Annotated in this window: 24 protein-coding genes; 18 read left to right on the forward strand and 6 right to left on the reverse strand. The window is 27.1% G+C overall.

From position 1 onward, the window contains the following. Window positions 1-110: 110 nt before the first annotated feature. The 11 genes from IC175_RS09715 to IC175_RS09765 all read left to right on the forward strand — a co-directional run bounded on the left by IC175_RS09715 (window position 111) and on the right by IC175_RS09765 (window position 8,660). A complete protein-coding gene (locus IC175_RS09715; protein ID WP_227436690.1) occupies window positions 111-1,106 on the forward strand; it encodes an ABC transporter substrate-binding protein in 996 nt (331 codons plus the stop codon). After that, window positions 1,078-1,863 carry an ABC transporter permease subunit gene (locus tag IC175_RS09720; RefSeq protein WP_227851463.1) on the forward strand — a complete coding sequence of 262 codons (786 nt, stop codon included), beginning with the start codon at window positions 1,078-1,080 and terminating at the stop codon, window positions 1,861-1,863. The genes IC175_RS09715 and IC175_RS09720 overlap by 29 nt, the downstream gene beginning before the upstream one ends. Further along, window positions 1,851-2,549 carry an ABC transporter ATP-binding protein gene (locus IC175_RS09725; protein ID WP_227851464.1) on the forward strand — a complete coding sequence of 233 codons (699 nt, stop codon included), beginning with the start codon at window positions 1,851-1,853 and terminating at the stop codon, window positions 2,547-2,549. Before IC175_RS09720 ends, IC175_RS09725 begins: the two co-directional genes overlap by 13 nt. Before the next feature lie 120 nt (window positions 2,550-2,669). Then, window positions 2,670-3,149: a Cys-tRNA(Pro) deacylase gene (ybaK, locus tag IC175_RS09730; protein ID WP_227436683.1), complete on the forward strand. Its 480-nt coding sequence runs from the start codon at window positions 2,670-2,672 to the stop codon at window positions 3,147-3,149. A gap of 183 nt (window positions 3,150-3,332) precedes the next feature. After that, complete coding sequence (locus tag IC175_RS09735) at window positions 3,333-4,172, forward strand: fumarate hydratase (RefSeq protein ID WP_227851465.1); 840 nt, start codon at window positions 3,333-3,335, stop codon at window positions 4,170-4,172. Window positions 4,173-4,185: 13 nt separating this feature from the next. Further along, the gene (locus IC175_RS09740) at window positions 4,186-4,734 is read left to right on the forward strand and encodes a Fe-S-containing hydro-lyase (RefSeq protein ID WP_227436679.1); all 549 of its coding nucleotides are present in this window, start codon (window positions 4,186-4,188) and stop codon (window positions 4,732-4,734) included. Between the two features lie 71 nt (window positions 4,735-4,805). Next, window positions 4,806-5,987, forward strand: coding sequence for an NADP-dependent malic enzyme (locus tag IC175_RS09745; RefSeq protein WP_227436677.1), 1,182 nt, complete (start codon window positions 4,806-4,808; stop codon window positions 5,985-5,987). Between the two features lie 182 nt (window positions 5,988-6,169). Next, window positions 6,170-6,433 carry a zinc ribbon domain-containing protein gene (locus tag IC175_RS09750; protein ID WP_227436676.1) on the forward strand — a complete coding sequence of 88 codons (264 nt, stop codon included), beginning with the start codon at window positions 6,170-6,172 and terminating at the stop codon, window positions 6,431-6,433. Window positions 6,434-6,549: 116 nt separating this feature from the next. Further along, complete coding sequence (locus tag IC175_RS09755) at window positions 6,550-6,981, forward strand: hypothetical protein (RefSeq protein WP_227824773.1); 432 nt, start codon at window positions 6,550-6,552, stop codon at window positions 6,979-6,981. 167 nt (window positions 6,982-7,148) lie between these two features. Continuing rightward, the gene (locus tag IC175_RS09760; RefSeq protein ID WP_227824774.1) at window positions 7,149-7,835 is read left to right on the forward strand and encodes a response regulator transcription factor; all 687 of its coding nucleotides are present in this window, start codon (window positions 7,149-7,151) and stop codon (window positions 7,833-7,835) included. Window positions 7,836-7,907: 72 nt separating this feature from the next. Further along, entirely contained in the window at window positions 7,908-8,660 is a 753-nt protein-coding gene (locus tag IC175_RS09765; RefSeq protein ID WP_227834701.1) for an ABC transporter permease, read from the forward strand. An 88-nt stretch (window positions 8,661-8,748) separates the two neighbouring features. Here the strand turns inward: IC175_RS09765 and IC175_RS09770 are convergent, their stop codons facing one another. Then, entirely contained in the window at window positions 8,749-9,591 is an 843-nt protein-coding gene (locus IC175_RS09770; RefSeq protein WP_227482934.1) for a S1 RNA-binding domain-containing protein, read from the reverse strand. Between the two features lie 292 nt (window positions 9,592-9,883). Between IC175_RS09770 and IC175_RS09775 the strand changes: the two genes are divergently transcribed. From IC175_RS09775 to nagB, 3 genes are all read left to right on the forward strand, one after another. After that, window positions 9,884-10,618 (forward strand): GntR family transcriptional regulator, encoded by a 735-nt coding sequence (locus IC175_RS09775; RefSeq protein ID WP_227851466.1) that lies wholly within the window; start codon window positions 9,884-9,886, stop codon window positions 10,616-10,618. 9 nt (window positions 10,619-10,627) lie between these two features. Beyond that, a complete protein-coding gene (gene nagA, locus IC175_RS09780; protein WP_227436664.1) occupies window positions 10,628-11,761 on the forward strand; it encodes an N-acetylglucosamine-6-phosphate deacetylase in 1,134 nt (377 codons plus the stop codon). A 102-nt stretch (window positions 11,762-11,863) separates the two neighbouring features. Next, window positions 11,864-12,613: a glucosamine-6-phosphate deaminase gene (gene nagB, locus IC175_RS09785; protein WP_227436662.1), complete on the forward strand. Its 750-nt coding sequence runs from the start codon at window positions 11,864-11,866 to the stop codon at window positions 12,611-12,613. Window positions 12,614-12,703: 90 nt separating this feature from the next. On the opposite strand, the gene IC175_RS09790 is transcribed toward nagB, so the two are convergent. Beyond that, the gene (locus IC175_RS09790; RefSeq protein WP_227482933.1) at window positions 12,704-13,123 is read right to left on the reverse strand and encodes a hypothetical protein; all 420 of its coding nucleotides are present in this window, start codon (window positions 13,121-13,123) and stop codon (window positions 12,704-12,706) included. A gap of 480 nt (window positions 13,124-13,603) precedes the next feature. On the opposite strand from IC175_RS09790, the gene IC175_RS09795 reads away from it, so the two are divergent. The 3 genes from IC175_RS09795 (at window position 13,604) to IC175_RS09805 (ending at window position 17,627) form a co-directional block, all read left to right on the forward strand. Beyond that, entirely contained in the window at window positions 13,604-14,320 is a 717-nt protein-coding gene (locus IC175_RS09795; protein WP_054269556.1) for a response regulator transcription factor, read from the forward strand. Then, entirely contained in the window at window positions 14,310-15,797 is a 1,488-nt protein-coding gene (locus tag IC175_RS09800) for a sensor histidine kinase (RefSeq protein WP_227851467.1), read from the forward strand. The genes IC175_RS09795 and IC175_RS09800 overlap by 11 nt, the downstream gene beginning before the upstream one ends. A gap of 216 nt (window positions 15,798-16,013) precedes the next feature. Continuing rightward, window positions 16,014-17,627: a diguanylate cyclase gene (locus IC175_RS09805; RefSeq protein WP_227851468.1), complete on the forward strand. Its 1,614-nt coding sequence runs from the start codon at window positions 16,014-16,016 to the stop codon at window positions 17,625-17,627. Between the two features lie 187 nt (window positions 17,628-17,814). On the opposite strand, the gene IC175_RS09810 is transcribed toward IC175_RS09805, so the two are convergent. The 4 genes from IC175_RS09810 to IC175_RS09825 all read right to left on the reverse strand — a co-directional run bounded on the left by IC175_RS09810 (window position 17,815) and on the right by IC175_RS09825 (window position 20,646). After that, window positions 17,815-18,219 carry a DUF2185 domain-containing protein gene (locus tag IC175_RS09810; RefSeq protein ID WP_227851469.1) on the reverse strand — a complete coding sequence of 135 codons (405 nt, stop codon included), beginning with the start codon at window positions 18,217-18,219 and terminating at the stop codon, window positions 17,815-17,817. Between the two features lie 9 nt (window positions 18,220-18,228). Next, window positions 18,229-18,561, reverse strand: a complete 333-nt coding sequence (locus tag IC175_RS09815) for a hypothetical protein (protein WP_227436650.1) — start codon at window positions 18,559-18,561, stop codon at window positions 18,229-18,231. A gap of 14 nt (window positions 18,562-18,575) precedes the next feature. Continuing rightward, window positions 18,576-18,983 (reverse strand): helix-turn-helix domain-containing protein, encoded by a 408-nt coding sequence (locus IC175_RS09820; RefSeq protein WP_227436649.1) that lies wholly within the window; start codon window positions 18,981-18,983, stop codon window positions 18,576-18,578. A gap of 97 nt (window positions 18,984-19,080) precedes the next feature. Further along, complete coding sequence (locus IC175_RS09825; protein ID WP_227436647.1) at window positions 19,081-20,646, reverse strand: PucR family transcriptional regulator; 1,566 nt, start codon at window positions 20,644-20,646, stop codon at window positions 19,081-19,083. Window positions 20,647-20,852: 206 nt separating this feature from the next. On the opposite strand from IC175_RS09825, the gene IC175_RS09830 reads away from it, so the two are divergent. Next, complete coding sequence (locus IC175_RS09830) at window positions 20,853-21,932, forward strand: amidohydrolase family protein (protein WP_227835937.1); 1,080 nt, start codon at window positions 20,853-20,855, stop codon at window positions 21,930-21,932. The last annotated feature ends 85 nt before the right edge of the window (window positions 21,933-22,017 follow it).

Raw genomic sequence — 22,017 nt, forward strand, 5'->3', positions numbered from 1 at the left:
GTAAATAGTAAATAAAATTATTTAAATAAGAAGGATTATTCGATAAATTAACAGAAATTAATATAAATAAATATAATTATTTTATAAAAAGTTAGTTTCGGGAGGAAGAGATGAAAAAGTATATTTATATAATGTTATCAGCAGCATTAAGTGTAATTTTTTTAGTGGGGTGTTCACAAGGACAAAATGAAAAGCCAAAAGAAGAACCAGCAGTTGTTAAAGAAGTAAAGGTAGCTGTTCCAGATGGATTGCCAGCGGTAGCAGTAGCGAAATTAGCAAATGAAAATCCAGCAATTAAAGATGGATATGAAACAATTTATAGCATTGAGAAAACACCAGAGGCAATTTCTACTAGAGTAATGAAAAAAGATGTAGATATAGCTATAGTTCCATCAAATATGGCTGCAATAGCATATAATAAAACTTCAAGTTATAATATAGTTGGTACTGTAGGTATGGGGTCTCTTTATTTAGTATCAACAGATGATATAAAGGATTATTCTGATTTAATTGGGAAAGAAGTTGGATGTACAGGGAAAGGTCTTACTCCAGATATAACAATAAGAAGTCTTTTATCACAAAAGGATATAAATCCAGCAGATATAAATTTTAATTATGTAAACTCTGCAAGTGAATTAGTACCATTATTGGCTACAGGAAAAATTACAACAGGGATTGTTCCAGAACCTGCACTTAGTGCTTTAATGTCCAAAAATCCAAATATAAAAATTATAAAAAGTTTAAATGATTCATGGAAAGAAGTAAGTGGTTCAAAGGATGGATATCCTCAATCTACATTAATTATCAAATCTGATTTTTTAAGAGATAATAAAGAATTTGTAGATTCTTTCTTAGGACAATTATCAAATAGTGTAGATTGGGCAAATAAAAATCCTGAGGAATTAGGTAAATATTCTGAGGAGATAGAAATATCTACTGAACCTAAAATAATAGGCAAAGCTCTTGAAAGAGCTAATTTAAAGTATATTCCAGTTAAAGATATGATTAATGATTACAAAAACTACTATGAAAAATTAGCTAATTTTGATGATAAGACAGTAGGAGGCAAAGTGCCAGATGAAGCAATATACTTTGTTGAAAAATAAGAAAATTAAAGAACAATTTATAGACAAATTAGAGGTAACACTTTCTTGTGTTATCCTCTTATTTTTGTGGCAAATTATTGCTTTAAAAATTAACAATGATATATTCTTGCCAACTATAAATCAAGTCTATAGTAGTATCAAAGAAATAGCATTGAATTCTAATTTCTATATAGACATACTTTACTCAATAGGTAGATGTTTTTTTAGTTTTTTATTTGCTTTGATTTTTGCTATCATATTGTCTATAGTAGCATACTTAAGCAGGATTTTTAGAAATTTATTAAAGCCAATTAATGCTCTAGCACGTTCAATACCAACGATGATATTAGTAATACTTGCACTAATTTGGTTTAAAAAAGATACTACACCTTTTATAGTTGGGTTTACTATAGTTTTTCCAATCTTATACGAGAGTGTTTTAGGAGCAATATTGAATATTGATAAAAATTTATTAGAAATGGCAAGCGTGTATAAGATAAGGTTTATAGATAAGGTGTTGAAAATCTATTTACCAGCTATAAAATTTCAAATTATATCTATATTAGTATCGACATTTTCATTAAGCTTAAAAGTCGCTATAGCAGGAGAGGTATATAGTCAACCTACATATGGTATTGGAACTATGATACAAACTGAAAAAATTAATTTTAATACATCTGGGATATTTGCATGGATAATTATAATAGTTTTAATATCAGTCATTTTACAAGTAGCTCAAAAATTTTTGTCAAGGAGAGCTTTTTTATGGAAAAGATAAGGTTAAGTATTGAGAATATAAATAAAAAATATGATAATCATATTATATTTAAAAATTTTAATATTGATTTTTATATAGATAATGTTAACTGTATACTTGGGAAGTCTGGATGTGGAAAAACTACTTTCTTAAATATAATAAGTGGTATTATAGAAAATGATACTTGTAATTTAAATATTAAAGAAAGTTCAAATAAAATTGGGAGTAAGATAGATGTAAGTTACATATTTCAAGAAGATAGGCTAATAGATTGGCTAACTGTAGAAGAAAATATAAAGATAGTTGTAAATAAACACTACAGTAAAACTCAATTAGATAAAATTTGTGATGAATATTTAGATTTGGTTGGAATTATTAAATATAAAAAATTTTATCCTCAGATGCTTAGTGGAGGGCTTAGGCAAAGAGTGAATATTGCTAGAGCATTTATCTATCCATCAAAGACTATTATAATGGATGAACCTTTTAAATCTATTGATGCAAAGAATAAACAAATAATAATGGATAATTTTAAAGACATACTTAAAAAAGAAAAAAGAACTGTTTTATTTGTAACTCATGATATTGAAGAAGCATTATTTTTAGCAGATAATATATTTATTTTAGGAGATTCTCCTATGAGAATAAAAAAAGAACTAAAAAATTCTAGTGAATTGGAAAAAAATGAAGTTTTGAAGTTAATATAGAGTTATAATAATATTGTTGTTTTAAAATATAATTATTTTAACTATAATACTCTATTAAAATAGTACAGAATATTCGAAAATATGGATAATGTTCGTATTTTATAAAAAGGAAGTGAATGTATGATTAAAGTAAAAACTAATGCTATGAGAATTTTAGATTCAAACAAAATTGATTATAAGGTACTATCTTATGAAGTCAAAAGTGAACATGTAGATGGTGTAGAGGTAGCACATGATATAGGAAGAGATGTAAATGAAGTATATAAGACTCTAGTAACTCAAGGAGTTAGTAAGAGTATTTATGTATATGTAATACCAGTACATGAAAATTTAGACTTAAAAAAAGCTGCAAAAGTAGCTAAAGAAAAAAGTGTGGATATGATTCATGTAAAAGATATAAATAAGCTTACAGGATATATTAGAGGTGGTTGTTCTCCTGTAGGGATGAAGAAGCTTTATAAGACTTTTGTAAATGAAAGTGCAAAACAATTAGATACAATTATAGTAAGTGCTGGAAAAATAGGATACCAAATAGAATTATCACCACTTGATTTACAGAAACTTATAAAAGTAGAGTTTACAGATGTAATAAAAAAATAGATATTTCAGATAAAAAATTGATGACAAAAAATTATATGATTAATAAAATAAATAATGACTTAAAAATAAACATTTAACTACTATTATGTAATTGATATAAAAATATTGAGAAATTTTAAAAATGATGGTAAAGTGTAAATATGATTACGAATATTTTTTATAAAGTAATGGAGGGATGTTCGCTTGAGGAAGATAAAATCTGAACAAATTGTTGAACAAGTAAAAAAACTTTGCATAGAAGCTAGTTTATACTTAGGAGATGATGTCTTAAGCTGTATAAAAGAGAAAGCTAAAACTGAAAAAAGTGAAGTGGGAAAAAACATATTAAATATATTAGTTGAAAATGCTGAAATAGCAAAGGAAAAAAATATACCAATATGCCAAGATACTGGTATGGCTGTATTTTTTGTTGAAGTAGGACAAGAGGTTTTAGTTGAAGGAGATACAATTACTGATGCTATAAATGAGGGAGTAAGACAAGGGTACGAGGAAGGATATTTGAGAAAATCTGTTGTAAGTCCAATTAGTAGAATAAATACAAAGGATAATACTCCTGCCATTATTCATTATGAAATGGTAAAAGGCGATGAAATTAAAATAGAGTTTGCTGCTAAGGGATTTGGAAGCGAAAATATGAGTAAAATGAAGATGTTAAAGCCATCAGATGGATTAGAAGGAATTAAAAAATTTATTATTGATACAGTTTCAGAAGCTGGACCTAATCCATGCCCTCCTATGGTAATTGGAGTTGGTATAGGTGGAACTGTAGATAAATGTGCTCAAATAGCTAAAAAAGCACTTTTTAGAGAACTAGGCGAATTTAATGAAGATGAAAATATTGCAAAATTAGAAAGTGAATTATTAGCCTCTATTAATAAATTGGGGATAGGACCTCAGGGGTTAGGAGGAACTACAACAGCTTTAGGTTTAAATATAGAGACTTTTCCTACACATATAGCAGGTCTTCCTGTTGTTGTAAATATAAACTGCCATGCATCAAGACATAAAAAGGTAGTAATTTAGGAGGAAAAATAAAATGATAAAGATAACTACACCTGTAAGTGAGATTGATATAGCTAAGTTAAATTGTGGAGATACAATTAGTCTAAGTGGTATACTTTATACAGCAAGAGATGCAGCTCATAAAAGATTGATAGATTGTATAAATAAAGGTGAAGAGTTACCATTCGATGTAAATGGTCAAGGTATATACTATGTAGGTCCTACTCCAACAAAACCAGGAGAAGTTATAGGAGCAGCAGGTCCAACGACGAGCTATAGAATGGATGATTTGACGATACCTCTTTTAGAGAGAGGTCTTAGATTGATGATAGGTAAAGGAAAAAGAAGTGAAGAAGTTATACAAGGTATGGAGAAGTATGGAGCAGTTTACCTTGCAGCAATAGGAGGAGCTGGTGCATACATTTCAAATTCTATAAAATCATGTGAAATTATTGCATATGAAGACTTAGGACCTGAAGCTATAAGGAAGATTGTAGTAGAAGACCTTAAACTTACAGTAGCTATAGATAGTTATGGAAATAATATCTATGAACAAGGAAGAGCAATTTATGAATGTAAATAAATTTTGAAAATTTATATAAATACTAAATATACAAAACAATTTAATTGTAAACATTTTAAGGAGGAAGATTGATGTCTAAGGATTATGCAAAATTGGCATTAGAAATGCATGAAATTAATAAAGGGAAAATAAATGTAGAAAGTAAGGTAGAAGTTAAAACTAAGGATGATTTATCAACAGCATATACGCCAGGTGTTGCAGAGCCTTGTCTAAAAATACATGAAAATCAAGAGGATGTTTATAGATATACTTCTAAAGGTAATTTAGTAGCAGTAGTTAGTGATGGAAGTGCTGTACTTGGATTAGGCAATATTGGTGCTGAAGCAGCTATACCTGTTATGGAAGGTAAATCTATATTATTTAAGCAATTTGGAGATGTAGATGCTTTTCCAATATGTTTAAAGACTAATGATGTAGATGAAATAGTTAAGTCTGTGGAATTAATGGAACCAGTATTTGGAGGAATAAATTTAGAGGATATATCTTCTCCAAGATGTTTTGAAATAGAGGATAGATTAAAAAAATCTTTGAGTATACCTGTTTTTCATGATGACCAACACGGTACTGCAATAGTAGTGGCAGCAGCAATAATAAATGCAATAAAGTTAATTGAAAACAAAAAAATAGAAGATTTAGAAATAGTTATAAATGGAGCAGGTGCTGCAGGTATAGCAATAGCAAAAATATTACTTAAAATGAATGTTAAAAATATAGTATTATGTAACAGAAGTGGTGCACTGGAAGCCAACATGGAAAGATTAAATTTGGTTCAAAAAGAAATGTTAGATGTAACTAATATAAGAAATGAAAAAGGTTCTTTGAAAGATGTTATAAAAGGTAAAGATGTATTCATAGGTGTTTCAGGTCCAAAAACTGTAACAAAAGAAATGGTTGAAAGTATGTCTGAAAAACCAATAATATTAGCAATGGCAAATCCTACTCCAGAAATAATGCCAGAGGAAGCAAAACTAGGTGGAGCGTTTATAATGGGAACTGGTCGTTCAGATTTCCCTAATCAAGTTAATAATGTTTTAGCATTTCCAGGAATATTTAGAGGGGCACTTGATGTGAAAGCTAAAGAAATAAATGAAGAAATGAAAATAGCGGCTGCATATGCAATTGCTAATACAATAACTGATGAAGAAATATGTCCAGAGTATATATTACCAGATGTATTTAACAAAAATGTAGTAAAAAATGTTGCTGAAGCAGTTAAAGAAGCAGCAATAAAGACTAAAGTAAATAGAATATAATTTTTATTTAAGAATCCAAAACTTAAGTGAGTAAATAAAATATAGACTAATAGAATTTATATATTAATATATAATTTTATTAGTCTTTTTATTGTTAATATGACATAATCATGTCATATTAATATTGCTATAATTTAAATATGGTCAAGAGCCAAAGAAAAATATACAAGGAGTGATTATATATGGAAGAAACTAGATTTTGTCAATGTTGTGGCATGCCAATGGGATGTACTAATGAATTGTATGGAACAAATAAAGATGGAAGTAAAAGTGATGATTACTGTAGTTATTGTTTTAAAGATGGTGAATTTACTGCTGATATAAGTATGGAAGAGATGATAGAAATCTGTATACCTCCTATGGTTCAAAGTAATAAAGGTATGACTGAAGATGAAGCAAGGAGTATGATGAATAATTTCTTTCCAAAATTAAAACGCTGGAAATAAGCTTATACAAAATCAATAACTCATATAAACTTCATGAAAACTTAATACTATAAACACATTAACTCTATATACTAATATTATTATATTTTATTAAATAATGTATTGGAGGAGTTAAAATGAAAAATTTTATTGAGAAGTTGAAAAAAGCTTTTAGAGTTAAACAATTAAAAAAAATATCAAAGGTTTCAATTACAATGTATTGTTTGTCTGTCATGTTGGTTATTTATGGTATATATGTATTTATAAATTGTACTGAATACATATATACTATGCTATCTACAAAACAGTTGGCATTCACAGGAAATGAATATACTATTATAAATTATTATATGAGTAACTTTAGTCAGTATATAATATTTGCTATTTTACTTGCATCAATGGGATTTGTGATACAAAAGCTAGGGAATATGAATTTCGATAAGATGGGAATTAGTGGCAACTATTCAACAAATATTAGAAATATAAGTGATATTTTTATAGATAATAGTAAAGATAGTGAAATGTTTGATAAAGTCAGTATTGAAAATAGTATTTTAAAAAATAAATAATACAAATAGATAAAATGTGATTAAGAAAAGCTTAGAATACTTAGTGTATTTTAAGCTTTTTTAATTATTAGGATTTCAAAGTATTGTATTTTTAAAAGAGTAAAAATATAATAAGTTAAGTATATAATAAATGAAAAATAAAAATAAATAAAATGGAAGTGATTGAGATGAGTAGTATATTGTTGGTTGAAGATGATTTAAGCTTGATATATGGATTAGAATTTTCCATACAAAAGAGTGGCTTTAGTGTTGATATAGCAAGAACAGTAAAAGAAGCATTGCGAATGTACAAAGAAAAAAATTATGATTTACTGATTTTGGATGTATCCTTACCTGATGGTAATGGTTTTGATATTTGTAAAAAGGTAAGAGAAGTTTCTAATGTGCCAATTATATTTTTAACTGCTTCTGATGAAGAAGTAAATGTAGTGATGGGGCTTGATATGGGTGGAGATGATTACATAACAAAACCTTTTAAATTAAATGAGTTAATTTCAAGAATAAAAGCTTTACTTAGGCGTTATAATTTTACAAATGAAAATGTAACTGAACTAAAGTCAAATAGTATTACTGTTAAATTACTTGAAAATCGTGTTTTTAAAAATGAAATTGAGCTGGAGCTTACTACAGCAGAATATAAATTATTGTGCCTATTTATGAAAAATAAAAATATCGTACTTACAAGAAAAAATATATTGGACAAGTTATGGGATGGAAATGGTAGTTTTGTAGATGATAACACTCTGTCAGTATATGTGAGAAGGCTTAGAAATAAGATTGAAGATAATCCTGAAAATCCAAAATTTCTATTAACAGTTAGAAGAATGGGTTACAAATGGAATGTTATAAAGTGAGGGTGTTAATATGAAGATATTTTCTAATAAAGACATAAAAATATTTTTTTGGTTATTATATCCGTTTTATTGATGTTTATAGTAGTAGGTCAAATAGTAGTTGTAAATATAACCAATGATTATAAAAGAGCATTGGTAGAACATGATTATAATATAGCTGGATACTTACATAGTATGGGTGTTGATAAATCAAAAATACCAGTAGTATTCACTACTAATGAAGATAAATATATTGGAAATATTATAACATCTGAAAATACTTTTACAAATGTAACAGGTATGAAAGACTATGTAATAATTGATACTCAAGTTGATGAAGATGCTCCTGGAAATTTAATTCAAAATATAAGAAGTGTACTAGATGATAATTTAGAGGTTCGAGATAAGCGACAAGGTAACTTAGAAGCTAGAAATTCATTTTACACTATGGCAATTTTTGTATATGGGTTTGTATTTATAATTGCCATTATAAGTATGTTTAATATCATAAACAGTATGAATATAAGTGTTACAAGTAGAATAAATTACTATGGTATTATGCGTGCAATAGGCATGTCCAATAAGCAATTAAGAAAAATGGTAATAGTAGAGTCAAGTACATATGCTTTAAGTGGTTGTTTACTGGGGAGTGTACTTGGATTAATATTACATAGGTATATATTTGTATCTTTAGTAACATTAAAGTTTCATATAGAGTGGCAAATACCTTTTGATTTGCTGTTTATCATTGTGGTAACTATGATAATAATAACTTTACTTTCAGTAAGAAAACCAATTAAAAAGATTTGTGAACTAGACATAATAGATGTAGTAAATGCACAATAAATATAGGTAGTAACCTAAATAAAAAATCGAAGTAAATATGAAATAGAAAATATCTTTCATTTTTACTTCGATTTTTGTGTTATATAATTTATTTTAAATAAGTTCCATCTTCATCTTGATAAATTAAATCTTTCTTCATAAGTACTCCAAGAGCACGTTTGAAATTTTTCTTACTTGAATTAAATAAGATAGAAATATCTTTAGGGTCAGATTTATCATTAAATCTCATATATCCATCTGAACCTTCTAAATAGCTTAAAATTTTATTTTCTAAGGTATCAAGTTCATCTTTTCTGTTTCCTCTAGGAGAAAGCCCTAATTTACCATCATCATATATTTTTATAACATGTAAATTTTCAAGAACATCTCCAGCTTTTAATTCTGTAAAGTATTCATTATGAAGGATTACACCAGCATATTTATTGTCAACACATATCATAGCAGAGTTATTGGTTTGGAACCCATATACAACTCCATTTACCATATCTCCTACATTGTAAGTATGGTCTGTTTCTAAATATGAATCTATGTCTGTAGTAGCAGCGATTCTTCCGCTTTTATCCAAATATATATAAAATAAATATTTTTCATCTCTAAACAATGGATAGGTCTTAGATTTAAAAGGAACTAGTATGTCTTTTGTAAGCCCCATATCTATAAAAGTACCAATGTCAGTGTTATCAACCACTTTTAGATAAGCAACATCTCCAACTTTAGCTAAAGGAGGTATTAAAGTTGCAGCAGTTCTGTCATCAGAATCTTTAAATATGAAAGCATCTACTTCATCGCCTATATTTATTTCATTTTTTCCTATTAATCTATTGTGAAGAAGCACATCATCCTTGGTGTTATTAGTTTGTCCATCTAGGAAATATCCAAATTCTGTTTTTCTTTTTACTATAAGTTTATTAAAATCACCTATTTTTATCAAATTAAAATCATCCTCTCATTTTATATTTACAATTTAGTTATACTACTCTTATGTAGTAGTGTTTCACAGTATATATATTAGTATTAGTGAAATTTATAATAAATAATGTAATTATTCATGCATTTTCAATTATTTAGCTTCTTATATAGTATAAACTCCAATTTCTTTTTTGTCTTTAGATTTCCCTAAAATTTTTACAAAATAAGTTAAAAGTATTGAAATAAATTTTCTTTTAAAGTATAATTGGTATATACCAAAATTGGTATATACCATATTGAAAAGTGGTGATTTTATGAAAATAGTGGATAAATCTAGTAATATACCATTGCATACTCAACTAAGTGCCATAATAAGAGAGATGATAGAAACTGGTGAACTTAAAGAAGGTGATGCAATAATACCAGAAAGAGAACTTTGTAATATACAAAATGTAAGTCGCATGACAGTAAATAAAACTATTGTTGGCTTAGTTACAGAAGGTCTTCTTTATAGGGTACAAGGAAAGGGTACATTCGTCGCAAAGCAAAAAAAGAAGTATCAGTTTTCAAATGTAAAAGGTTTTACTGATGTAATGAAGGAAAAAGGAGTAAACATAAGAACTGATATATTATCCTTTGAGATGGAACTACCAGACGATTTAGTAAAAAGAAAGCTTGGAATAAGTGATAATACAACAAATATATATAAAATTATTAGACTTAGATATACAGATGGAGAGCCATTTGGATTAGAAATAGTGTATCTATCAGAAGAAATGTGTAAAGGTCTTACAAAAGGAATATTAGATAATTCTTCATTATATAGAGTTTTGAATGAGAAATATGGCTATAAGATACAAAAAGCTGAGCAAGTAATGGAGCCAATTATACTTTCAGATGAAGAAAGTAAGCTACTTGAAACAGAAGAAGGTTCTTTAGCCCTTAAACTTCATAGGAATTCTTATAATAAAGAAGGTAATCCTATAGAGTATACCATATCGGTATTTAGAACAGATAAATATCAATATGAAATAGTATTGAGTGAGTAGGTGAATAAGGTGAAATGTTTAATTAATGGGAAAATAATATTAAAGAATCAAATTTTAGAAAACAAAGTACTAGTATTTGATGAAAAAATAATTGATATATCTGATGAGATACCAAATGATTGTGAAGTTATAGATGTTGGTGGTAAATATATCTCTCCAGGTCTTATTGATATTCATATACATGGAAACATGGGAAAAGACACAATGGATTCAACTGATGAATCTATAGAGACAATTTCAAAATCAATAATGAGACATGGTGTAACATCTTTTCTTCCAACTACAATGACAATGGATAAAGAGCATGTTTATGATGCACTTGAAGTTATCAAAAAAGCTAAAAGTAGAAAACTTGGAGGAGCTCAAGTATTAGGAGCACATTTAGAAGGACCTTTTATAAATGAAAATTATAAGGGGGCACAAAATGAAAAATTTATAATAAATTCAAAATATGAATTTATCAAAGAATACAAGAATGTTATCAAGGTAATAACTTATGCTCCAGAAAAGGATATAGACTTTGACTTTACTAGAGAAATCAAAAGATGTACAAATATAGTTTTATCTATAGGTCACAGTAATGCAAGTTATGAGCAAGCTAAAGAAGCTATAAACTTAGGTGTAACAAATATAACTCATATGTTTAATGCAATGACTGGATTAAACCATAGAGATCCTGGTGTTGTTGGTGCAGCACTTACAACTGATGTATATAGTGAATTAATAGCAGATACAATCCATATAAATAAAGATTTATTTCAATTTATATTGAACAACAAAGGTAGAGAAAAATTGATTTTAATAACGGATTCTATTGAAGCGGGTGGGCTTGAAGATGGAAATTATGCTCTTGGAGGTCAAAAAGTTATAGTAAAAGGCAATGAAGCAAGACTTGAAAATGGTGCATTAGCTGGTAGTGTATTATCTTTAAATAAAATGGTACTTAACTTTTTAAATAATACAAACCTTAGAGTAAATGAAGCAATTAATTTAGCATCCTTAAACCCAGCAACATCTTTAGGCATAAATGATAAAAAAGGAAGTCTAGATATAGGTAAAGATGCAGATATAGCTGTGTTTGATGAAAACTTGGACTGCAAGATGACTCTATGCTTGGGTGAAGTAGTATACAAAAATATGTAGAATGTAAAAAATAAGCTTTAAATAAAATAAAAGTTATATAAAAATAGTAATAAATTAAACTTATATCAATTAAAGTATTAGCTAAAATTTAGGAGGAACAAAATGAGAGTATTAGTATGTAAAGATTATGATGGAATGAGTAAAAAAGCAGCTGAAATGATAGCAGCTCAAATAGTTTTAAAGCCAAATTCAATATTAGGATTAGCTACGGGAAGTACACCAATAGGTATGTATAGAGATTTAGTTAAGAAATATAATGAAAATATAGTAGATTTTTCAGATGTAATAAGCTTTAATTTAGATGAATACTATAAGTTGCCAATATCTAATGACCAAAGTTATGATTATTTTATGAAAGAAAATCTGTTTAATCATGTAAACATTAAGTCAGAAAATACTCATTTACCAAATGGAATGGCTGATGATATTGAAAAAGAATGTATAAATTACGAAGCTTCTATTGATAGAGCAGGTGGTATAGATGTACAAGTACTTGGAATAGGTCGTAATGCTCATATAGGTTTTAATGAACCTGATAATAAATTTGCAAAAAGAACTCATGTAGTTGAATTAACAGAATCTACAATAGAAGCTAATGCAAGATTCTTTGAATCAAGAGAAGATGTTCCTAAAAAAGCTGTAAGTATGGGAATTGGTTCAATTTTAAAATCTAAAAAAATATTACTTTTAGCTTCAGGAGAAGAAAAAGCTGATGCAGTATATAAAACTGTTTATGGGGATATAACTCCAGAAGTTCCTGGTTCTATACTTCAACTTCACAAAGATACTATAGTTATAGTAGATGAAGCAGCAGCAAGTAAACTGAATCCAAAAGATTATAAATTAGTATAAGAATATAATTGGTTTTAAGTAAAAAATAGCTATCTTTAAATAATAAAATTTATTTAAAGATAGCTATTTTTTACTTAAGTTATTTAGTTATTATTTTTTACGAAAACTCGTTATCAAGAAGTATCCAAATAATATATTAAAAATTATTATATTAAGTGGTATTCGGTCAAGCATAATAAAACTACCTATAATTGGAATTTTGCCAACTGGAAACATAAATATTAATACAGGCATTAATGTTAGTAAAAAAGATGGAAGACAGAGAAGGATTAATCTTGGAATATCAATATACCAATTGCCATTTTTTTTATACTCCTTAATAAATAATTCAGTTCCTAACAATAAACCAATGCCACCAGAGGAGATTAAATTAATAAAAATAAATTTTTTAAAGTCTTGCATAAAACCAGTGCCAAATTTACGATAGAAGTCAAAATTCAATTTAACAGCTAAAAAATACATACTTAACAGAATAATTAAAAATAAAAGATATCTAAGCGTTTTTTTCATTTTAAATTCTCCCTTCAGAGATACTTTACCTAGTTTTATTTTGTTGAAATATAATTTTGTCAATGAGTTTAAGAAATCCATAAAATTAATTGAGAATGGAATAAGTATGATATATGAATAAATGTTTTTTATGCTTGAAGTAAACTGTATTACTTAATATAACTATAATATTAATTATTTGAATATTCAATAAAAAGTCTGAGAAATATCAGTTTTGGTAGAAAATGAATAAATATAGTTAGAAGTTGGATTATTATTTTATAACATTTTGTATTGAGTCTGATAAATTCTATAATAATTTGTTTTTGCCTTAAAATTGCCTTAAAATCTAAACAATTTTAAAACTAATGTACCATAAAAAGCTGATATAATTTAAATATAGTAAAAAATATTATTTATCTTATAGATTGGGGTTTTATTGTTTAATCAATGTATTTATACTATTTAATTTAAATTAAGAGTTTATTAAGGAGTGAGTGTATGAATAAGTTAATTTATATAGCAGATGACGAAGATAATATAAGAAATTTGGTAAAGACATTCTTAAAAAATGAAGGCCATGATGTTATGGATTTTAAAACAGGTGACGAACTTTTAGAGCAATTTAATAAAAAAGAGTGTGACTTAGTAATCCTAGATATAATGATGCCTGGTTTAAGTGGTTTTGATGTATGTACGAAACTTCGTGAGAAGAGTACTGTTCCAATAATAATGCTTACTGCAAGAGATACAGATATAGATTATATTACAGGGATAACTTTGGGTAGTGATGATTATTTTACAAAGCCATTTAGCCCAATGTCTTTAGTTATGAGAGTAAAGTCGATATTTAGAAGGATAGAATTTGAAAAGAAACAAATTTATGATAAGTATGGTGATTCTGTAGATATGGAATTGAAATTTGGTGATATAACAATAAATAAAAAAAATAAAATCGTTACAAATAAAAGTGACAATATAGACTTAACACCAAATGAATACAACTTATTAACTTATTTGTTTGAAAATAGAGACAGAGCAGTTTCTAGAGATGAATTATTAAATAAAATATGGGGATATGATATAGAAGTTGAGACAAGAGCTGCTGACGATACGGTAAAGAGACTACGTAAAAAAATTTTAGATACAAATATTTTGATAGAAACTGTCTGGGGTTTTGGGTTTAGATTAAAGGAGAAAAATTCAGATGGAAAATAAAAATGATAAAAAGAGAGGAAATAAGATTAAATCCATATTTAAATTAAAATTTTCAAAGAAAAATATAAGCATAAAAACTAGAATTTTATTGAGCATATTGTGTTTAATAATTGTAGTCTTTATGATAATATTAGTATCTTTTAATATATTGCTTGATACGTACATAAAAACGACTGCAAATGAAGAACTAACAAAATCTACAGAAATAGTAGAACATATGGATAGCAATTTTAGACCTATTAAGCCTCCTCAAGATGATGGAAAGCTTCCTCCAAAAGCATTATCTAATTTTATGAGAAATGTACAAGATAAAGTTAGGATGGCAGAAACACAATCAGATGCTGATGCTATGGTGGTTGATTCAAAGTATAACTTGATATTTCCAACAAGAGAGGATGATTTCTTAAAGAATATTGATGAGATGGAATCGATTAAAAAGTGTATCCAAAATGAAAAACTCGACTTAAACTCAGATGAAAACACACGTATATCCACTGGAAGTAAAGATTATTATATTTCGACTGTAAAAATTACTAGTATATATGGAGAACAAGATAAATATTTGATTCTTTTTATAGATATATCAAAGACTTTAAATCTAGTTCAAAAGATAAATATTGTATTGATATTTGTAATGTGTTTTGCTGGGATATTAGCAATATTTACAGCAGTAGTTTTATCTGAAAAAATTGCTAAGCCGATAAAAGAGTTATGTGGTTTTGCAAAAAAAATGGGTCAAGGAGATTTTAAAAGAACTTACTTTGACTTTTCAGATAAGGAATTAGTAGAACTTTCAAATATTATGAATAAGAGTGCTGAATATCTTGATAAGTATGATAATGAACAAAAAATATTTTTTCAAAATGCTTCTCATGAACTTAGGACTCCACTTATGTCCATTAAAGGTTATGCAGAAGCCATAAAGTATAATGTAATAGATAGCAAACATGCAAGTGATATAATACTTGAAGAAAGTGATAGGTTGAGTGATATGGTTGAAGATTTGTTATATATTTCTAAAATTGATAATATAACTAAAGATTATGACCTTGTAGAATGTGATTTAAGGGAAGTACTTTCAAACTGTGGTTCTAGACAAAATGTAAGAGCGGCAAATAAAGGTATAAAATTTATTTATGAGTTTGATGAAGAAATGGTTCTATTTGAATGTGATGAAAAAAATGTATCCAAAGCATTTATGAATCTTATAGAAAATGCTTTAAGGTATGCTAAGAGTGAAATTAAAATAGTATGTAAATATAATCAAAAAAATATAGTTGTTGTAGTTGAAGATGATGGGATTGGGATTAATAAAGACGATTTACCTCATGTTTTTGAACGATTTTATAAGGGAGTTGGGGGAAATCATGGAATTGGATTATCAATAGTTAAATCTATTGTAAATAAACATGGTGGACGTATATATGCGGAAAATGGTAAAAAAGGAGCTAAGTTTACTATAGTATTTAAGTTATAAAGATAATATTGATATATATTAAAGAAATATGTCAATATTTGAAGTTGTTTTTTACATATATCTATTGTATACTGTTGAAAAAAGAACAATATTAAGCTGACATATATTATAATGGTTGACAATTAAAGTAGATGCTTAAATATACATGCAGAAAGGAAAAGTAAAATCTGAAGTGTATTTAGCTTAAGTAAGCTTCTTATTTTATAAAAAATATGTATGAAAGAACAACTGCTTTTTGATATTACAAATTTAGTAACAGTTATCTTTGAAGCTTTTGTTGTCCATATGTTTTTATCAGATTTTTTAGGTCAGAAAGAAGGATATACAAGAACTGTAAGATATGCTAGATTGGGTTTTATAATATGTTTAGGAGCCTGTAATTTAATAACTTTAAATCCTGTAATCACAACACCTTTAATTTTCATCCTTATTTTTTCATCATCATTTTTATATGAAGGAAATACAAAGACACGATTGTTTGCGACTGTTTTATTAAATGTATTCTTTATATTATCAGAAATTGTGGTAACAAGTATTTTTGTTTTATTTATAAAAGAAGGCTTCGAAATAATGTTTGAAAACAATACTATAAGAGTACCAGCCACAATTTTATCTAAGATAGTTTTTTTATTTATATGCAAGATAGTTTGTTTATTTAAAAAAGATGTACATTCAGATATGCCAATAAAGTATTGGGTTATTTTACTTGCAATACCTTTGTTCAGCTTATTTCTGACTATTTCTATCTTTGATGTAAATAATTTTTTTAGTTCTGAAAGTTTAAAATTTCTAAACTTAATATCAAGTGTTGGTATTTTATATATTAATTTTATCGTGTTTTATCTATTTAAATCTATTATAGATAAAACTAAATTATCTATGAAGTATGAAATACTTGAGCAAGAAATAATTCATAAGGAAGAATTAAGGCTCAGTAATGAACGTTATAAAATTATTGTTGAACAGACTGACTCTGTTGTCTTTGAATGGAATGCTAAAGAAAATAAATCATTTGTATCTCAAGCATGGAATGAAAAATTTGGATATAGTAGTAAATGTGACAATCTTTTAAAAGAGATTATGGATAAAGAATTAGTTCATCATGAAGATTATAGTGGATTTGAAGAGTTTCTTAAGTGTATTAAAGAAAATAACAAACATAATCAGGTAATCCATCGTTTAAAAAAATCTAATGGCGAATACCTTTGGTGTAGAACATCAGTAATAAAGATTTTTAATGATGAAAATGAACTTTTGAAGGTTGTAGGTGTAATTGTAGATGTAGATAGTGATATAAAAAAATACGAAGAGTTGAAAACTAGAGCAGAAAGTGACTCATTGACAAATATATACAATAAAGGTACCTTTGAAAAATTAGTAGAAGAAGTTATATCTACAAATAAAAGTAATAAAAAAGATGCATTATTCATTATTGATTTGGACGATTTTAAGGAAATAAATGATAATTTTGGGCATCCATTTGGTGATTTTGTATTAAAAACGTTTGCTGAGAAGATACAAGATAGTTTTGGTAATGAAGATTTAGTTGGAAGAATTGGTGGAGATGAATTTGTAGTATATATGCAAGATTATCATTCAGAAGTAAATTTGCATAAAAAAGCTAAAGAATTAAATAGAGTACTTTATGAGAACTACAATGATTTAAGTTTTAGCTTTGAGGCTTCTGTTAGTATAGGTATTGCAAGACATCCTCAAAATGGAAATTCATTTTTAGAATTGTTTAAAAATGCAGATAGAGCTCTTTATAATGTAAAGGCCTCTGGAAAAAATTCTTACTGTTTATTTGAAGAAGAATTATATATACAGTGAATTTAGAAGATATAGTTTGAGTATATAGTTAAATTATTAAAAAAATTGACTCATGTAGTGAATTTGTAAGTATTTGTTAAAGGCTATGACCATAAAAAGCATAGCCTTATTTTCATGTCTAATTAAGCACTATGTATTTTAAAAGAATTCTATTTATTAAAACCAAATTGTCAATAAGTTTTATAGTTTAAAAATATGTAGGATTCATAAATGGTATTGTAAGTTCTGTGACTTCTCCACTTGGAAAATCTGTCTCTCCCACAATGAAGGGTTCAAGTTTGTCGCTTTTCTGAAACAAGTTTTGAAAGAATTCTACCGGATAATTTTCCTGATTTAAAAATTTTAGATTCTTTTCAAATGCTATTTGTGCAGGATGTTTAACTAGTTCTCTAATTTCTTTCCTTGTGTTTGTGTCAATAAAATATTTTCCACTTTTATCAGAGCGAAATTCTAGGTCTGTTCCTATAGGCATATAAAAAATATTCAAAGTAGTTGGTTCAATATTAACAAGAGTATTAAAATCTACAATTGTCATGTTTTTAGGATTATCAATATACTCTTGTGTATCTGTATCTCCAAAAGCAATTAGCATTTTCTTAACTCAAAATAATGTAATACATATTACCAAACCTATAGCGCTGATAGCCAAAAAAATCAATCCAACTCCAACTGATTTTTTTCTAGATTCAATTTCTTTACAATCTTCTTTAGACATATCTATAATAGGGTATTTTCGTCTACCTATTAAGTATATTATTAAACCACTCGAATTATTACCATTCATAGCAAACAATCCCCACAATTTAGGATGTTTTAATCCACGAGCTTTTGCATCAATCACAGTCATATGATAAATTTGATATACAACACCAACTGAACCCACAAGAGCTACAGCAAAACATATCAAAATAAGCATAGTTTTATTCACTTCCATAATGAGTACACCTCCTAAAATTTTCTTATAATTTGGTAGAACAATGCTGATGAACTTATTATTGCTGTACAAAATACACTAACCATAAAGTAGTAGTTGTCTGGTATAAAGCTATTAAATAGCACAAATAAAATAAGTAATATAATATTGATAATAATTGCAGTTATTAACTTTTTATTACTATTAACTAGATTTGTACTTTCTTTTAAATGTTCAATCATTTTATTATCTCCTTTCAATAATTCATCTAAGCTAATGGAATACAAATCACTTAGTTTGATGACGCTTATAATATCTGGATAAGATTTCTCATTTTCCCAATTTGAAATTGTTTGTCGTGATACATTAATTTTTTCTGCAACTTTTTCCTGTGTCAATCCAGAATTTATACGAGCATTTTTCAGTTTCTTTCCAATTTCCATGTAGCTATCGCTCCTTTCATAATTATTTTGTCATATTGAGAGGGTAAAATCTATCAAATATCTTTTACAATAGTGATTTAAGTGTGTCAAAATATTTTTACATGCCTGTATATGTGTTGAAACAGGTCTTATTTCTTGAGTTAATTTCAATCATTTTTATAGAAATATAAATCTGAAGTATTTCATCAGCATAATCTAGTGTAATACCTGTAATTTCTTTTATTTTATTAATTCTATAAAACAGAGTATTTCTATGGATATTTAAAACTTCAGCTGCTTTGCTTGGTGAATTATTAAAGTAGATATATTGCTTTAAGGTCTCTAAAAAATTAGAACCATTTTTTTTATCTTCTTCAATTAGTTTGGTTACAGCAGGATGATTGAGGTCATATAAATCATAGTTGGTACTAAGTAGCTCGTAGAGGATATATGGTATGCTTTTCCCAAATGGAGAAAAGTTTATGTCATATTTTTGAGCAATTTCACTAGCTTTTTTGGCTTGAATATAATACTTCCAACTATCAGATAGCTTTGAAAATCTTGGGCTTATTCCAGCATAAAGTGAATTTAGTTTTAAGTAATTAATAAATTCTTTATTTTCATGCTCAATTAAATTATGAATTAAAGAATCATTAATAAAAACAACTAAAGTAGACTTGTATACTACACAATTATTAGATGGTATAAATGCACTTAAAGACTGCATAATAAAAGGAACTTTACTGTCAAAGTAATTATTATCTTTGTTTACTATTACCATTATGTTTAATGAATTTGACTTAGTCCAATTTAGATAATGAAATCTTCTGCTTATAGTATCATCATCTAGATACTTTTTTTCCAACAAATCAGAAAGTATATAATTAGGAATAAGTTTTTTATCTATATTAAACAGATTATTTTTTTGCAGTTCTAGAGATAAAGCTTTATTAAGTGATTCTAATAATTTGAAGTGAAATTCATTAAATGGAATTTTCCATTCACAGATAGCTATATGAGCTATTTCAATTTCTTCTACACACACGGATGAGATTAATGTACCAAGCCAGCTGTCTGGTTTATTTTCTTCTTTAATAGATTTATTATAATGTATTTTTTTATGTATATTTTGATATTTTATGTAATTTATTGTTTCTTCGTCTAAATATTTATCTCCATTAGAATCTTCAGTAAGTTGCAATATATCACTAACATCATAAGAATGAGCTAAAACTTTGAAGGTAGAGTCACGAATTATCATGGGATAGCCAAATTCTTCATGTGCTATATCAATTAAATATTGTATGCCTTTATTCTCAGAAACCACATCAAAAAACCTTTGAGAACATAAACTAAGACGTATTTCTTGATTCATAATATTTAACAATTCACTAAAAAGGTCATATTTTTCTTTTTTTGATTTTATGATACAAATATCTGAGTTTAAATTATATCTTTCTAAATCAATGTTAACTTCATTTTGTATAAATATACCTAAAAAATTTATATTGTTCAAATCCACAGTAATATCTGATATATTTCCTAAATATAAACATCCAGTAGTAAATTCAGTTTGATTATTCTTATAAATATTCAAGCTAGTAATGTCTATATATTCATCTGGAAATGGCTTTAATACTGAGATATATTGAGATATATCTTTCATTAAATCTGTTAATTTCATGCTAAACCTCCTCTAATTATATTTGATTGTACTATAGCACAATCAATATAGTATATTTTACATTAAAGTTTAGATTATAACACATAGTTTAGGTAAATTAATTTATATATAATTAGTTATATAAATTAAGAAAATATCAAAGTAAGAAATTTTTAATTAAATAAGAATTAAATTTTTAATAAATAAAAATAAAGGGAGTGTGAAGTATGGCAATAACTAAAATTACGAATGTTAAAATATTTGATGGAGAAAAACTTTCAGAACAAAGGAGTGTTGTAATAGAAGATGGTGTGATATCATCAAAAACAATATCTGATATTACTATAGATGGAGAAGGATGCACTTTACTTCCAGGATTTATTGATTCTCATATACATTTGGATAGTTTAAAAAACTTGGAGGACGCAACTGATTGGGGTATAACTACTATGCTTGATATGGCAACTAATAGTAAAGATGTAGTAGAATCTTTAAGAAATTTAGACGGATTAACTGATATTCGTAGTGTATATGAACCTGTTGCACCAGAATCGCACCCTCATCTTATGGGAATGGGGTTTAAAGATAGTAAAATACACACTATTGAAGATGCTGAAAATTTTGCTAAGAAACAAATTAAACAAGGAGCAGATTTTGTAAAAATCATAATAGAAGACCCTAAAACATCTAAAACGGCTTTTGATTTTGAGACAATAAAAAGAGTAGTTGAAATATCTCATGAACATGGTAAAAAAGTATTTGCTCATGCACCTACAACTATAGCTTATGAATATGCAGAAAAAGCAAATGTTGATGTAATAAATCATATTCCTTTTATAGGTAAATTATCTGATGATGTAGCCAAAAGGATAAAAGAGAAAAATCTTATATCAATTCCAACTATAGTTATGATGGAAAGTATAGTATCAAATATAAAAAAAGCTACAGGAAGAGAAGATGTTAGGTTAGAAACAGCAATAGAAAATACAGCTACATTGAAAAAAGCTGGAGTGATGATATTAGCTGGAACTGATGCAAATAATGATGAAAATTCTATTAGTATAGTGAAACATGGGGAATCTCTTCATCGTGAATTTGAATTATTAGTTAAGGCAGGTCTTAATACAATTGAAGTACTTGAGAGTGCAACAAGTTTACCAGCAAAATTATTAGGTCTTAATGACCGTGGAGTAATAAAAGAGGGAAAAAGAGCTGATTTAGTAATGGTTGAAGGTGACCCAATTAAAGATATAGTAGCAACTAGAAATATAAAAGGTGTATGGATAAAGGGTAATAAAGTAAGATAATGAATTGAGTATTGTTAAAAATAAAAGAAGTTTATGTTAAAGGAGATTGAGAACATGTTATTAAGTAGACCAGAGAAAGTTGATA

This window comes from Clostridioides sp. ES-S-0123-01, assembly GCF_020658415.1.
GTDB lineage: Bacteria > Bacillota > Clostridia > Peptostreptococcales > Peptostreptococcaceae > Clostridioides.